Here is a 14025-nt window from a genome sequence, read left to right on the forward strand (position 1 = left end):
TCAACGCAGGGAATAGAGGGACAGGAAGAAGGCGAAGGCCAGGGCGAAGCCGCCGAAGATGAGCACGTTTTTCTGGCCGGGGGTGAGGGTGTTCACCCCGAAGCCGTAGCTGAGGTTCTCCTCGAAGCCGCTCGGCTTGTTGCGGGGGCCGATGTCCTTGAAGGCCCCCACCCGGCTGCGGCAGACCGGACAGCGGAAGCCCACCGGATCAAGGCTGCTGAAGGGCGTGCCGGCGGGAATCGCCAGCTTGCGCACCCCCTCGCCCGGGTCGTAGACGAAGCCGCAGCTGCGGCACTCGAACCGGTGGGTGTCGGGATCGGTGCCGGCGCTCTCGGGCGCCGCCTCGCCCACCGGCTGGTCGCCGGCTGGCGGCGTGTCCTGCGCAGCTGCTGGTCCAACGTCCTGATCTGGTCGAACGTCCTGATCAGTGTCCTGGCCATTGACCATGGCGTTGGGCCCCGCTGCCGTGAAAGGAAACTCTATCCAGGCCCTTGTCGCAGCAGCACCTTTGGCGGCAGCGACCGTTTGACGGGCGCGGATGCCAGACTCTGCGCCGGGTTCAGCCTCGCGATGTTCGTCTTACCTGGCTACGACGCCTTCCTGGGCTTTCTGCTGATCTCAGCAGCGGTTCCGGTCCTGGCCCTGGTCACCAACAAACTGGTGTCGCCGAAATCGCGTGACGGCGAACGCCGACTCACCTATGAATCCGGCATGGAGCCGATCGGCGGTGCCTGGATTCAGTTCAACATCCGTTATTACATGTTCGCGTTGGTCTTCGTGATCTTCGACGTGGAAACGGTGTTTCTGTACCCCTGGGCCGTGGCGTTCAGCCGGCTCGGCCTGCTCGCCTTCATCGAGGCCCTGATCTTCATCACCATCCTGGTGGTTGCCCTCGCCTACGCCTGGCGCAAGGGCGCCCTCGAGTGGAGCTGACGCCCTTTCCACCATGACCCTCACTCCCACCTCCGCCTCCAGCACCCCTTCGATCGACGCCCTGCGCGATCTGCGGGCGTCCAGTTGCAACCCGGTCGGTGCTCCGCAGATCACCTCGGATCTTTCCGAGAACGTGATCCTCACCAGCCTCGACGACCTGCACAACTGGGCACGGCTCAGCAGCCTCTGGCCCCTGCTCTACGGCACGGCCTGCTGCTTCATCGAGTTCGCGGCACTGCTCGGCTCCCGCTTCGACTTCGACCGCTTCGGTCTGGTGCCCCGCTCCAGCCCCCGCCAGGCTGATCTGCTGATCACGGCCGGCACCGTGACCATGAAGATGGCCCCGGCCTTGGTGCGGCTCTATGAGCAGATGCCCGAGCCCAAGTACGTGATCGCCATGGGCGCCTGCACGATCACCGGCGGCATGTTCAGCGCCGACTCCACCACGGCAGTGCGCGGCGTCGACAAGCTGATTCCGGTGGACCTCTACATCCCCGGCTGCCCGCCCCGGCCCGAGGCGATCTTCGATGCCGTGATCAAGCTGCGCAAGAAGGTGGGCAACGAAGCTCTGGCCGAGCGGGGCAACAACCTCCCCACCCACCGCTACCTCACCATCGGCCACGCCATGAAAGCGGTGGCCCCGATCGTCACCGGGGCCTATCTCAAGGCCGAAACCCAGGTGGCCGCTCTCGCCGATCCCACCGCTCTCCCCCTCGACACCTCCACTCCATCCGAGGCTGTTGCGGCCGAACCGATCCCCACAGCCAGCGCCTCCAGCGATGCCTGATCCCACCCCCGCCCTCGAGGGCGCCCCATCCGGCGCCAGCGACTCCGCCACCACCCTCGCCGCACCGGTGATCGGCCCGGTGAGCCAGTGGCTCAGCCAGCAGGGCTTCGACCACCAGCCGCTGGAGTCTGATCACTGCGGCATTGAAATGCTGGCCGTGGAGCCCCTGTTCCTGCCGGCGGTGGCCGCGGCGCTCAAGGCCTATGGCTTCGATTACCTCCAGTGCCAGGGCGGCTATGACGAAGGTCCGGGCGCCCGGCTGGTGAGCTTCTATCACCTGGTGAAACTCGGCGCTGGCGCCGATCCCTGCCCCGCCCCTGACAGCAAGCCGCAGGAAGTGCGGGTCAAGGTGTTCCTCGCCCGCGACGGCGACCTCACCATTCCCAGCCTCTACCGCCTCTTCCGCGGTGCCGACTGGCAGGAGCGCGAAACCTACGACATGTACGGCATCGTGTTCGAAGGCCATCCCCATCCCAAGCGGCTGCTGATGCCCGAAGACTGGAAGGGCTTCCCGCTGCGCAAGGACTACGTGCAGCCGGACTTCTACGAGATGCAGGACGCTTACTGAATCCGGCAGGCCCGCTTTCAGACTGTTTCCAGCACCGGTCGGCCGCCTTTGTGCCGGCGGTAGAAGCGCATCACCGCCAGGGCGAGGCTGCGTGGGTCATGGCGCAGGGTGCCGGTGGGACGGGCCCCCTGCAGCGCCGTGACCATCACCTCGTAACCCTTGGCGCGCAGGCTGCGCACATCACACTGCACGGGCTCGGCGCCGCGGGCGCGGTAGTGATCCACTAGGGCCACATCGTGGATCGGTTCCTGGGCCAGCACGGCGGTGAACAGGCGCCGGGTCACCCCCAGGCTGGCCAGCTGGGCCTCGATCGCCCGCACGTGGCCCTCCACATCCAGCCGGTCGGTTTCGCCGGGCTGGGTCATCAGGTTGCAGATGTAGAGGCGTGGCGCCTTGCTGCGGCTGATCGCCTGCACCAGCTCCGGCACCAGCAGATTCGGCAGCAGCGAGGTGTAGAGGCTGCCGGGCCCAAGCACGATCAGCTCAGCGTTGGCGATCGCCTCCAGGGCGCGCGGCAGCGCAGGTGGCCGCTCGGGGGTGCAGCCCAGCCGCACGATCGGGCTGGGGGAATGGCCGATGCGGGATTCTCCCTCGATGCGGTCGCCGTTCTCGAGCTCCGCCCAGAGGCGCACATCGGCGTTGGTGGCCGGCACCACCTGGCCCTGCACCGCCAGCACGCGGCTGCTGGCGGTGATCGCCGATTCGAGGCTGCCGGTGATGGCCGTGAGCGCCGTGAGGAAGAGGTTGCCGAAGCTGTGCCCCTCCAGCCCACTGCCCGATCGGAAGCGGTACTGGAACAGACGGGTCAGCAGTGGTTCCTCGCGGGCCAGGGCCGCCAGGCAGTTGCGGATGTCGCCGGGGGGTTGCACTCCGAACTCACGGCGCAGCACCCCGCTGCTGCCGCCGTCATCGGCCACCGTGACGATCGCGGTGATGTTGCTGCTGTAGCGCTTCAGGCCGCTCAGCAGGGTGGCCAGGCCCGTGCCACCGCCGATCGCCACCACGTTGGGGCCGCGGTTCAGCCGGCGCTGGGCCAGCAGCGCCTCCACCAGCAAGGTGTCTTTTTCAGGGGCGAGCGCCTGCTGGATCGAGCCGAAGCTGCGGCTCTGGCCCCACACCACCAAGGCGGCGCCACCCAGCAGCACGAGCGGGCCGGTCACGCCGCGCGGCAGCACCCGCGTCATGTTCGAGAGCACCCAGTTGAGCGACTCCAGTGACCAGTAGATCGGCTTGAGATCGGCCAGGATCGCGGCTCCCAGCAGGGCCAGCAGCAGGCCCAGGCCGGAGGTAAGCATCCAGCGCTTCACCACCAGCCCCGGCTGCAGCCAGCGCACCGCCCGCCGCGAGCGGCTCATCAGGTCTTTCTGGCGCAGATCCCCGCGACCCATCCAGCCAGGGCGCCGGGCTGACCGTGTGCTGAGGCGTCGTGGCGGGAGAGGGCGCTGGGAAGTCAAGCCGAAGGGGCGTTACGCCACAGCACGGAGCTGTAGGAACTGTAAGGATGAAAGGTGTCGGCGAACCAGAACCCAGCGAGGCTCCTCCTCACGCCTGCAGGCCCTCACCACCGTCGTCCGTGTCGTCAACCCTTTCGTCCAACACCACTGGCCTTCTGCCGTCGGCTGTGCCGGTGGTGGAACTTCACGACATTTCCATGCGCTGGGGTTCGCGCACCGTGCTGGAGGGCATCCACCTCACCCTGCTGGAGGGGGAACGGCTGGCGGTGGTGGGGCCTTCAGGCACCGGCAAATCCACCGTGCTGCGCATTCTGGCGGGCCTGTTGTTGCCCACCAGCGGAACCTTCCGCCTGCATGGCGTTCCACAGCGATACCTGCGCCTGGATCAGCGCCGCCCCGCTGATGTGCGCCTGGTCTTCCAGAACCCTGCCTTGCTGGCCTCGCTCACGGTGGCGGAGAACGTGGGCTTTCTGCTCTACCGCCACAGCAAATTGCCGGAGCCAGAAATCCGTCAGCGGGTGCAGCGGGCACTGGAGGCGGTGGGCCTCTACGGCATCGAAGACCAGCTGCCGGGTGAACTCAGCGGCGGCATGCAGAAACGAGTGAGCTTTGCGCGCGCCCTGATCGATGATCCCAGCAAGGCCTCCGGCCAGCATCCCTTGCTCCTGTTTGATGAGCCCACCGCGGGGCTGGATCCGGTGGCCTGCACCCGCATCGAGGATTTGATCGTGAAGGCGAATCAGGTGGCGGCCGGTTGTTCGGTGGTGGTGAGCCACGTGATGAGCACGATCGTGCGCTCGGCCCAGCGGGTGGCCATGCTCTACGACGGGCAGATCCAATGGTGCGGATCCACCGAAGACTTCGGCCGCACCGACAATCCTTATGTCGTGCAGTTCCGTACCGGTAGCCTGAACGGCCCGATGCAGCCGGCGGAGCTTTGACACCCTATGCGTCGTAGCGTCCGCGAGGCCTTGGTGGGTTTCACCCTGCTGGGAGCTGTGATCGGTGGGCTCAGCCTTTGGTTCTGGCTGCGGGGTGTTTCGCTGGGCCGCAGCAATTGGACGCTGACGGTGCGTTTCGCCGATGCCGCCGGCCTGGCCGACCGCTCCGCGGTTGTGTTCCGTGGGGTGCAGGTGGGCAATGTGAGGCGGATCTCGCCCACCTCATCGGCCGTGGTAGCCGAACTGGAGATCACTGATCCAAGTCTGCAGCTGGCGCGGCCGGTGGTGGCCCAGGTGCAGTCGGCCTCGCTGCTGGGCGGTGACGCCCAGGTGGCGTTGATCAGCTCCGGGCCGCCGCTGCCCGCCTCGGCTCCGCGGCCAGGCGACAAGGTCTGCAACAACACCCGCATGGTCTGCAACGGCTCCTCGCTCGAAGGGGTCAGCTCCGCCAGCTTGAGCAGCGTCACCGAGTTGATGCAGAGCCTGCTGCTCGAGGCCGAAAAGCAGAACCTGGTGCCCGAGATCGCCAGCACTACCAAGAGCTTTGATGCCACCTCCAAGGAGGCGACCCGCTTCCTCAAAGAATCCCAGAAGATCGCCGTTCAATTGGACGTGCTGATCCGCCAGCTCAACGTGGTGGCCGGTAAGGCCGACCCCATGCTTGCGTCGCTCACCACGGCCAGCGCCGATGCCGCGGCCGCCAGCCGCCACGTGCGCAACCTCACGGCCGCCCTCGACAACCCCCGCACTCTGGCCGAGCTCAAGGCCACGGTGAGCAACGCCGAGAGGCTCACAGCACGGATCGATGCGGTGGGCGGCGATGTGAGCAAGCTCACCGGTGACCCCCGCTTCATGGATGGGGTACGCAGTCTGGCCATCGGCCTGGGCCAGTTGTTCGATGAGCTTTATCCCGCCCAGACGGGCCTGGCCAAAGACAAAGCAGCCAAGGACAAGCCAGAGAAGGTCAGCACGGAGAAGCCAGGCAGCGGCTCGATCGGTGGTGCCAGGCAGGGTGCCGCGGGTGGCACCCGGCTACCGGCAGAGGCTCCCCGCCGGCTCGATCCCTGAGCCGTTGGCCTTCAGCCGTTGCTGGCGAGCAGCGGCGCCGCCCCGCACTCAGGGGGCGTTCAGTGCCTCCAGGGCGATGGCCGCAATCGCCTGGTCGCTGGCCTTGGGCAGTTGCACGTAGCGGCCGCCGGCCGCCTCCGCCAGCTCCTTGCCCATGCCGCTGCCGATGAACTTGCGCTCGGTGTCGATCACCAGCAGCTTGATGCCGAGGGCGCGGTAGCGGGACGCCACCCCCTTCACCTCCTCGCGCAGGTCCACCGGCTCCTCCCCTTCCAGCTGGGGCTGACCCAGGGAGCGGCTCAGCGGTACGTTGCCGCGGCCGTCGGTGATCGCCACCACCACCACCTGGCCCAGATCGCCCTTGGACAGTGCATTGGCGCCCACCCGCGCCGCCTGGGACAGGCCATGGGCGAGCGGTGAGCCGCCGCCGCAGGGCATCTGCTCCAGCCGACGGCGTGCGGCGGTGATGGAGCGGGTGGGCGGCAGCAGCACCTCCGCCTGCTCGCCACGGAATGGGATCAGAGCCACTTCGTCGCGGTTTTCGTAGGCCTCGGTGAGCAGCCGGATCACGGCGCCCTTGGCGCTCTGCATGCGGTTGAGCGCCATCGAGCCGCTGGCGTCCACCAGAAAAATCACCAGGGCGCCCGCCTTGCGCTGCAGTTGCTTGGCGCGCAGGTCGCCGTCTTCGACGATCACGCGGCGGTGCGGTTCCCGCTCACGGCGGCTCTTCTGATGCGGTGCCGCCGCCCGCAGGGTGGCATCCACGGCAATACGTCGCACGGGCCCGCGCGGCAGCATCGGCTTCACGTAGCGGCCGCGCGACTCGCTCTGCACCAGGGAGCGCTTGCCGCTGCCGCCCCCACGGGAGCGGGCGGCGGCGAACAGCAGCAGGTCGGGGTCGATGGCGGTGGCCTCCGGATCGAGCAGGAATTCCTCCGGAATCGACGGCGGCGCCTGGTCGTCGGGGCTGTCGTCGTCGTCTTCGGGCGGGTCCTCTTCCGGGGCGTCGTCGTCGCTGGCCTCGGGGGGTTCAGGCGGTTCCGGCTCCTGGGGCTGCTGCTCCGCCTGGGGCGGCGGCGGCGGCTCCAGCGGCTGGTCGGGATCGGGCGGCGGCAGCTGCAGGGCCCGCGGGGCGATCACCAGACGCACCGCCACCTGCAGGTCGTCGGCCTCCACCCGGTCGCGGCCGCTCAGCGCCGCATGGGCCCGGGCGACCCGCACCGCGTACAACTCGGCCCGGTGCCCCTCCACACCGCCACGGATCGCCTCGGTGACCAGATAGCGGACCTGCTCGCGCTCGATCACCACATCCTTCAACCACTGGCGGGCCAGCAGCAGCTGGGTGGCCAGGGCGTCGGTCTCCTCCTGCCAGCGGGAGCGGAACGCCTCGCTGGATTCGCCGTGGTCGAGGGCTGAGCGGGTGATCGTCACCCGTTCCTCCGTGCTCACCAGCTGATTGGCCGACAGGGCGATGGCGAAGCGGTCGAGCAGGTGATCGCGCACCGCCCCCTCCTCGGGGTTGTAGGTGGCGATCAGCAGGGTGCGGCAGGGGTGCACAAGGCTCAACCCCTCGCGCTCGATCCGGTTGATGCCGGAGCCCACCGCCGCCAGCAGCAGGTTGGTGATGCCGTCATCGAGCAGGTTCAGTTCGTCGATGTAAAGCACGCCGCGGTGGGCCTCCGCCAGCAGCCCCGGCTGGAACACCGGCGTGCCACTGCTCAGGGAGGCGGCCACGTCCACCGCCCCCAGCAGCCGGTCTTCGGTGACGCCGAGGGGGACCTGCACGAAGGGGGCGGGAATCACCCGGGTGGGAAGCAGGGTGGTGGGATCGGCGCCGCTGGGATCGCCCCCGCGCGCTGTAATGCGCTGATGGATAGCGGTATCCCAGTCGTCGGGCCGCTGGGGATCCACGTTGCGGCTGCTCACCCCCTCGCCCAGATCGAGCACGTCGATCGGCGGCAGGAGCGCATGCAGCCCGCGGGCCAGGACCGACTTGCCGGTGCCGCGGCCCCCGGCGATCACCACCCCACCGAGCCCCGGGTCCACCGCCGCCAGCAGCAGGGCCAGCTTCAAAGTGCCATGCCCGGTGATCGCGGCGAGCGGAAAGGCGCGTGCGGCGGCGCCGGCGGCGGCCGGAGTGGCAGCGGACCCGCTGACGACCATGGGGCAGAGGCTGGAGAAGGGGGTTCAGTCTCGCTGACGGTGCTGCGCCACCCATGGCTGCGGCTGGGGGTGCTGGGGCGAACAGCCTTGTGGCCGGCAGAACCTACACTTTTGCAACGAGGCCGGGCGATGTTTCCGCACGCCTGGCATTTCTTTCTGCTATCGCTGCGGCCCCGTCATGGTGTTGTTTTCCCGGGTCGATCGTCCTGGCCGCACCAGTGAATCCAAGGCGTCGCGCCGGAACGCCGCCGAGGCGGGCGCCGCTGCGGCGCGCGGTTTCGGTGGTGGCACCGGCGCTGGTGCCAGCGCCAAGGCTTCCCGCAGCAGCAACAAGCGGCGCAAGGGGCTCAGCCGCGCCGACTGGGGCCCGCTCGGCAAGCACCCGGATGTGGACGCGATCGTGGCCCGCCAGCGTCTGCATCTGCCCCTGTCCGGCCGCCTCAGCGTGGAGGAGGTGAACCGGGCCTGGAAGCTGGCTGCAGCCGAGCACCACCCCGATCGCGGCGGCGCCCACGACACCATGCAGCTGGTGAACGGCGCCCGGGATCTGCTGCTCGGCCGCGACGGCGACACTCCGCTGGAGCGGCCGGAGGAGCGCCGCCGCTCGGACTTCTACTGATCCCCCGCGTGCCGTGCGGCCCGTTCGAGCGCACGCTCGCGATCGCGCTCGGGGCCAATCTCGACGACCCCGGCGCCACCCTGGCGGCGGTGCGACCCCTGCTGGCCGCCGAACTGGTGGCCTGGGCCGGTACCTCCCCGCTGGGGGCGCCGGAGGCCGGGCTGCAACTGCTCTGGTCGCCGCTCTTTCGCACTGCGCCGGTGGGGGGACCGCCTGGTCAGCCGCCCTATCTCAATGCTGTGCTGCTGGTTCACCACAGCCCTCTGCCCGCCACAGCGCCCGCCGCTCACGCGACCTGGCCCGCTGCCGAGGAGCTGTTGCGGCGGTTGCAGCGTCTGGAAGCCGCCTTCGGCCGTGAGCGCTCGGTGCACTGGGGGCCGCGCACCCTCGACCTCGACCTGCTCTGGTGCGGCCGCCAGGTCTGCTGCACCGCCACGCTCACCTTGCCCCACCCGCGCCTACGCGAGCGGGCCTTCGTGCTGGCCCCGCTGGCGGCCCTCGATCCGCTGCTGATCCCGCCTGGCGGGGCGGTCACGGCGGCGGAGCTGCTGGCTGCTGCCCTGCTCTGTGGCGCCGAGCCCCCGCCGCTGGCGCTGGCGGGGGTACCGGGCTGGCCCGACACCGCGCCCGTGGCGGCAGACGGTCACACTGGAAGCCCGAAGCGCGCCGTGCATGGCCCCCTTGCCGCCCCCTGAGCCCTCCACTCATCTGGCCACGGTGGGGGCTCTCGATGCCCGCAAGATCCGCTTTGAGCTCAACCGCGTGGTGCTGCCCAAAGGCGTGGAAGGCACCTACGGGATCATCCGCCACCCTGGCGCGTCCCTGGCGGTGCCCGTGCTTGACGACGGCCGGGTGGTGATCCTGCGCCAGTACCGCTTCGCGGTGGAACGGCGCATCCTTGAATTCCCCGCCGGCACTCTGGAAGATGGCGAGGACCCGTTGGCTTCGATGCAGCGGGAACTGGCGGAGGAAGCGGGCTACAGCGCCAGCCGCTGGGATTCGCTGGGCCTGATGTTGCCCTGCCCCGGCTATTCCGATGAGGTGATCCACCTGTTCCTGGCCCGCGCCCTCACGCTCCTGCAGCAGCAGCCCGCTGGCGATGACGACGAAGACATGGAGGTGCTGCTGATGGAGCCGCAGGCCCTCGATGCGGCCCTGGCCAGCGGCGATGAGGCCCTGGATGGCAAGAGCGTGACCGCCTGGTTCCGCGCCCGTCAGCTGCTGGGTTGCTGAAGCGGTGCAGGAACGGTTGCGATGACCCCGCCCCGCTGGCTCTTCTGGCACCGCCGTGACCTGCGGCTGGCCGACAATCTCGGCCTGGCGGCCGCCGCTCGCGCCACGCCCGCCGTGACCGGCGTGTTCGTGCTCGATCCGGCCCTGCTGGAGGCGAGCGACCTGGCCCCGGCGCGGCTGTGGTTTCTGCTGGCAAGCCTGCGGGAGCTGGAGCAGCGCTGGCGTGAGGCCGGCAGCCAGCTGCTGCTGCTTCGGGGGGATCCAGCCGAGCTGCTGCCCCAGCTGGCGCTAGCGATCGGCGCGGCGGTGGTCGCCTGGAACCGCGATGTGGAACCCTTCGGCCGCGAGCGCGACCGCCGCGTCGCCGCCGCGCTGCAGCAGGACGGGCTGAAGGTGCTGGCGGGCTGGGATCAGCTGCTGGTTCCCCCCGACAGCCTCTTCACCGGCGGTGGCGCTCCCTATCGGGTGTACGGGCCGTTCTTCCGTGCCTGGCGGCGCCGGCTGGAGCCGGCCGGGCCGACGGCCGCCGGTGCTGGCGGGCTGGAGCTGGCGCCGGTAGCGGCTCCCAGCGGCCTGCTGGCTCTTGATCCCACCGCCCTGCCCGCCCGCGGCCAGGCCCTCTGGGCGCACCTGCCGCTCCTGGACGCCGTGCCTGCGACCGGCGACAGCGCCGCTGCCCTTGGCCATGCCGGCTTCGCCGGCGCCGATCTCTGCCCCTGCCGCCCGGGAGAAGCCGCTGCCGCCGATCAGCTGGCCCTTTTCGCCGATGGCGCCCTGCTGCGGTACGAACCCGGCCGCAACCTGCCAGGCGAAGCGGGCACCTCCTGCCTGAGTGCGGCCCTCAAGTTCGGCACGCTCAGCCCGCGGCAGGCCTGGGCGGCGGCCCAGCAGCAGCGGCCCCGCGCCCGCAGCGACGAGGACCTGCAGGCGATCACGGTGTGGGAGCAGGAACTGGCCTGGCGCGAGTTCTACCAACAGGCCCTCTTTCACTTTCCCGAGCTGGCTGACGGGCCCTATCGCCCCCAGTGGCGCCGCTTTCCCTGGGAGAACGACACGGGCCGTTTCGAGGCCTGGTGCGCGGGCCTCACCGGCGTGCCGATCGTGGATGCGGCGATGCGGCAGCTGAACACCAGCGGCTGGATGCACAACCGCTGCCGCATGATCGTGGCCTCCTTTCTGGTGAAGGATCTGATCTGCGACTGGCGCTGGGGCGAACGCCAGTTCATGCGCCTGCTGGTGGATGGGGATCTGGCTGCCAACAACGGGGGCTGGCAGTGGAGCGCCAGCAGCGGCATGGATCCCAAACCCCTGCGCATCTTCAATCCCTTCACCCAGGCGGCCCGCTTCGATCCCGAGGCTCAGTACATCCGCCGTTGGCTGCCGGAACTGGCGCACGTGGCCACTGCCGATCTGATCAGCGGGGCGATCGCGCCCCTGGAACGGCGGGGTTACCCCGCACCGATCGTGGACCACAAGCAGCAGCAGGCGCGCTTCAAGGGGCTCTACGCAGGGCTGGCCTGAGCCGGCCGAGCCTGGCGTTGGTGGGGAGGATCTGGCCGGCGGCCGTGGCTCAGACCCGCACCTGGGCGCGGGACTCCGCAGGGGCAGAGGGGGGCGCTGCGGCCGCTGAGCTGCTTGCGAGCTGGCGCAAGGCAGTGATCACAGCTTGTTGCTGCTCGGAAGTCAGTTCGGGGAAGATCGGCAGGCTGAGCACCTGGGAGGTGAGCCGCTCGGTGGCCGGCAGGCTGCCGGGGCCATAGCCCAGCTGGGCGTAGGCCGGCTGGCGGTGAATCGGAATCGGGTAGTAGATGATCGTGTTGACGCCGGCGGCGGCCAGCTCCTGCTTGAGCCAGTCGCGGCAGCAGCTTTCGGGCAGGCCGTAAGTGGCGCTGGTGCTGGAGGGGGCGCAGCTGCCGCCGCAGGTGTTCGCGCCCGCTGGGCAGAACGGGACGCGCACCACGAACTGGTTCCAGCTGTGGCCGTCGGGCCCCGCCTCGGGCAGGGCGATTCCAGCAAGGCCCGCCAGCTCACGCTGGTAGGTGGCGGCGAGCTGGCGGCGCCGCTCGATCCAGCGCTCCAGATGGGGGAGCTTCACGGCCAGCACCGTGGCCTGAAGAGCATCAAGCCGGCTGTTGTAGCCCAGCGACGTGTGCAGATAGCGCTCCGGCATGCCATGCACGGCCAGCTCGCGGATGCGCTGGGCCAGCTCTGGGTCGCTGCAGAGCACAGCGCCGCCATCGCCGGCACCGCCGAGGTTCTTGGTGGGGAAGAAGCTGAAGCAGCCCGCATCCCCCCAGCTGCCCACCGGCTGCCCCGCCCAGCTGGCGCCGGTGGCCTGGGCGCAGTCTTCGATCACCTTCAGGCCATGCACTGAGGCGATCGCGGTGATCCGCTCCATGTCGACTGGACGGCCGAACAGGTGCACCGGCATCAGGGCGCGGGTGGCGGGCGTGATCGCCGCCTCGATCCGATCGAGATCGATCAGATAGGAGCTTTCCTCCACATCCACGAACACCGGCGTGGCCCCCACGCTGCTGATCGCTTCGGCCGTGGCGAAGAAGCTGAACGAACTGGTGATGACCTCATCACCCGGACCGATCCCCAGGCCTCTCAGGGCCAGCACCAAGGCGTCGGTGCCGCTGTTGCAGCCGATGGCATGGGGGCTGGCGCAGACAGCGGCGAACTGTTGCTCGAAGGCCGCAATCCGGGCCCCCCCGATGTACTGGCCGCTGCGCAACACCTGCAGAACGGCGTCTTCGAGGCCTTCACCAAGCTGATGAAGTTGCTCGGTGAGATCGAAGGGGGGCACCTGCATGCGGGCAACCTTAATCCCCTCAGCCTTCGGTTCCAGGGGGCGCTTGGCCAGGGTGCCACTTGATGTTGCAGCCGATGGCGGGCCGCTGATCGGGGTCCGGGGCCTGGCCGCTGAGCACCGCATCGAGCGCCTCTCGCAGGGCGCTGCCATCTGCGGCCTGGCCCGTTCCGGGGCGGCTGGCATCGAGCTGGCCGCGGTAGGCAAGCCGGTGGTCTGCACCGTAGAGATAGAGGTCTGGAGTGCAGGCGGCGTGGAAGGCCCGGGCCACGTTCTGGTCGCTGTCCAGCAGGTAGGGGAAGCGCCAGCCGTGCCGCCGGCGTTGGTCGTTCAGCCCCTCAGGGCCGTCCCCGGGGTGGGTGCGGACGCTGTTGCTGGCGATCGCCAGGATCACCACCCGGTCGTGGTAGTCGTGCTCAATCCGCGTGAGCTCCGGTTCGATGTGCTTCACGAACGGGCAGTGGGCGCAGAGGAACAGCACCAGCAGCGGCTGGGGCGGCAGGGCGGTGCTGTCATGGAGGCGGCCATCGAGATCGGCGAGCCGAAACGGGGGCAGGGCCGTGCCCAGCGGCAGCATGGTGGAGGGGGTGAGGGCCATGGCGCCAGGCTCCGCGGCGGGACTTCCGCTGTGATTGTGGCGTCCGCGCCGGCGCCGCCACTGGGGCAGGATCGGCGCCCCCCGGTTCGCCTGCGAGAGCCCCTTGAAGTCTTCCTGGCGTTTGTCTTCATGGCGCCGCCTTGTGGCGTTGCCGGCGCGGCTGCGAACGGCGCGCTGGTCGCCAAGGCGGCCCTTGCTGCGGCCGTTGGCGCTGGTGGTGGTGACGCTGCTGGTGACGTCTTCCCTGCTGGCGAGTTGTGTTCCCGCCACCAACAGGGCCAGCTGGCGAATCTTCCCCCTGCAGCGCCGTCAGCCCCACGACGGCCTGGCGGTGGTCAACCAGCCCGACGGCTTCGGTGTGCACCTGTGGCTCGAAACCGACACCCGCCAGCGGGGGGTCTGCCGGCCGCGCTGGTTGCCGGATCCGCCCCGTCTGTTCAACGGCAACGGCAGTGCGCCGTTCAGCTCTGGCCTGGCGACCCGCCAGGAGTTTTTTGAGGTGGTGGCCCGCGGCGATGTGCGCCGGGCGCTGCAGCGCGAACTGGAGGCGCTCTGCCAGGCGCGCGCCCCGCGCAGCCGCTGGGAGTGGACCGATCCGCCCCGCCGTGCGGATCAGGTGAAGCAGGAGAGCTTCCCGATGCTGCAGGAGGAGGATCTGCTGCCCGATCCCAACGAGGTGCGGGCCCGTGAGGAGGCGCTGGAGCAGGGAGCTGGAGCTGAGGCCCCGGCACCGTCTGCAGCACCGGAGGCTGCGCCCTAGTCCCTGGCTCCCGGCGCGCTCAGCCCTTTCCCTCGTCGGCCTTGAAACGGGACAGGGCCAGAACCCCCCCCGCCGCCCAGGCCTGCAGT

The 14025-nt window shown here is 69.6% G+C and carries 15 protein-coding genes; 10 read left to right on the forward strand and 5 right to left on the reverse strand.

Features of this window, described 5'->3' with window-relative positions:
• Positions 1 to 447 (reverse strand): rubredoxin, encoded by a 447-nt coding sequence (locus ACWJI3_RS05920; protein WP_480203170.1) that lies wholly within the window; start codon positions 445 to 447, stop codon positions 1 to 3.
• A gap of 123 nt (positions 448 to 570) precedes the next feature.
• On the opposite strand from ACWJI3_RS05920, the gene ACWJI3_RS05925 reads away from it, so the two are divergent.
• The 3 genes from ACWJI3_RS05925 to ACWJI3_RS05935 are packed head-to-tail and all read left to right on the forward strand — an operon-like array spanning position 571 to position 2288.
• Complete coding sequence (locus ACWJI3_RS05925; RefSeq protein WP_094514471.1) at positions 571 to 933, forward strand: NAD(P)H-quinone oxidoreductase subunit 3; 363 nt, start codon at positions 571 to 573, stop codon at positions 931 to 933.
• Between the two features lie 13 nt (positions 934 to 946).
• Positions 947 to 1720, forward strand: coding sequence for an NADH-quinone oxidoreductase subunit NuoB (gene nuoB, locus ACWJI3_RS05930; RefSeq protein ID WP_255140909.1), 774 nt, complete (start codon positions 947 to 949; stop codon positions 1718 to 1720).
• Entirely contained in the window at positions 1713 to 2288 is a 576-nt protein-coding gene (locus ACWJI3_RS05935) for an NAD(P)H-quinone oxidoreductase subunit J (RefSeq protein WP_480203171.1), read from the forward strand. Before nuoB ends, ACWJI3_RS05935 begins: the two co-directional genes overlap by 8 nt.
• 17 nt (positions 2289 to 2305) lie before the next feature.
• Here ACWJI3_RS05935 and ACWJI3_RS05940 read toward each other — a convergent pair whose 3' ends face one another.
• Positions 2306 to 3676 carry a gluconeogenesis factor YvcK family protein gene (locus ACWJI3_RS05940; RefSeq protein WP_094514478.1) on the reverse strand — a complete coding sequence of 457 codons (1371 nt, stop codon included), beginning with the start codon at positions 3674 to 3676 and terminating at the stop codon, positions 2306 to 2308.
• Positions 3677 to 3939: 263 nt separating this feature from the next.
• Between ACWJI3_RS05940 and ACWJI3_RS05945 the strand changes: the two genes are divergently transcribed.
• Together ACWJI3_RS05945 and ACWJI3_RS05950 are read left to right on the forward strand one after the other, a co-directional pair.
• Positions 3940 to 4683: an ABC transporter ATP-binding protein gene (locus ACWJI3_RS05945; RefSeq protein ID WP_233133129.1), complete on the forward strand. Its 744-nt coding sequence runs from the start codon at positions 3940 to 3942 to the stop codon at positions 4681 to 4683.
• Between the two features lie 6 nt (positions 4684 to 4689).
• A complete protein-coding gene (locus ACWJI3_RS05950; RefSeq protein WP_480203172.1) occupies positions 4690 to 5751 on the forward strand; it encodes an MlaD family protein in 1062 nt (353 codons plus the stop codon).
• Between the two features lie 48 nt (positions 5752 to 5799).
• On the opposite strand, the gene bchD is transcribed toward ACWJI3_RS05950, so the two are convergent.
• Positions 5800 to 7914, reverse strand: a complete 2115-nt coding sequence (gene bchD, locus ACWJI3_RS05955; RefSeq protein WP_255140912.1) for a magnesium chelatase ATPase subunit D — start codon at positions 7912 to 7914, stop codon at positions 5800 to 5802.
• 178 nt (positions 7915 to 8092) lie between these two features.
• Here bchD and ACWJI3_RS05960 point away from each other — a divergent pair, with 178 nt between their 5' ends.
• Genes ACWJI3_RS05960 through ACWJI3_RS05975 form a run of 4 tightly spaced genes read left to right on the forward strand, consistent with a single transcriptional unit; the run spans position 8093 to position 11287 of the window.
• Complete coding sequence (locus ACWJI3_RS05960; protein WP_480203173.1) at positions 8093 to 8533, forward strand: hypothetical protein; 441 nt, start codon at positions 8093 to 8095, stop codon at positions 8531 to 8533.
• 8 nt (positions 8534 to 8541) lie between these two features.
• Positions 8542 to 9228 (forward strand): 2-amino-4-hydroxy-6-hydroxymethyldihydropteridine diphosphokinase, encoded by a 687-nt coding sequence (folK, locus tag ACWJI3_RS05965; RefSeq protein WP_480203174.1) that lies wholly within the window; start codon positions 8542 to 8544, stop codon positions 9226 to 9228.
• Entirely contained in the window at positions 9206 to 9766 is a 561-nt protein-coding gene (locus ACWJI3_RS05970; protein WP_255100307.1) for an NUDIX domain-containing protein, read from the forward strand. Before folK ends, ACWJI3_RS05970 begins: the two co-directional genes overlap by 23 nt.
• 21 nt (positions 9767 to 9787) lie before the next feature.
• On the forward strand, positions 9788 to 11287 hold the full coding sequence (locus tag ACWJI3_RS05975; RefSeq protein WP_480203175.1) for an FAD-binding domain-containing protein: 1500 nt from the start codon (positions 9788 to 9790) through the stop codon (positions 11285 to 11287).
• Between the two features lie 49 nt (positions 11288 to 11336).
• Here ACWJI3_RS05975 and ACWJI3_RS05980 read toward each other — a convergent pair whose 3' ends face one another.
• Both ACWJI3_RS05980 and ACWJI3_RS05985 read right to left on the reverse strand, forming a co-directional pair.
• Complete coding sequence (locus ACWJI3_RS05980) at positions 11337 to 12581, reverse strand: DegT/DnrJ/EryC1/StrS family aminotransferase (protein WP_480203176.1); 1245 nt, start codon at positions 12579 to 12581, stop codon at positions 11337 to 11339.
• Positions 12582 to 12600: 19 nt separating this feature from the next.
• Complete coding sequence (locus ACWJI3_RS05985; RefSeq protein WP_480203177.1) at positions 12601 to 13446, reverse strand: thioredoxin family protein; 846 nt, start codon at positions 13444 to 13446, stop codon at positions 12601 to 12603.
• Here ACWJI3_RS05985 and ACWJI3_RS05990 point away from each other — a divergent pair.
• The gene (locus ACWJI3_RS05990) at positions 13409 to 13936 is read left to right on the forward strand and encodes a hypothetical protein (protein ID WP_233133121.1); all 528 of its coding nucleotides are present in this window, start codon (positions 13409 to 13411) and stop codon (positions 13934 to 13936) included. The genes ACWJI3_RS05985 and ACWJI3_RS05990 overlap by 38 nt on opposite strands.
• Positions 13937 to 14025: the final 89 nt, after the last annotated feature.

The organism is Marcopretia estuarina LEGE 06307, assembly GCF_056633115.1.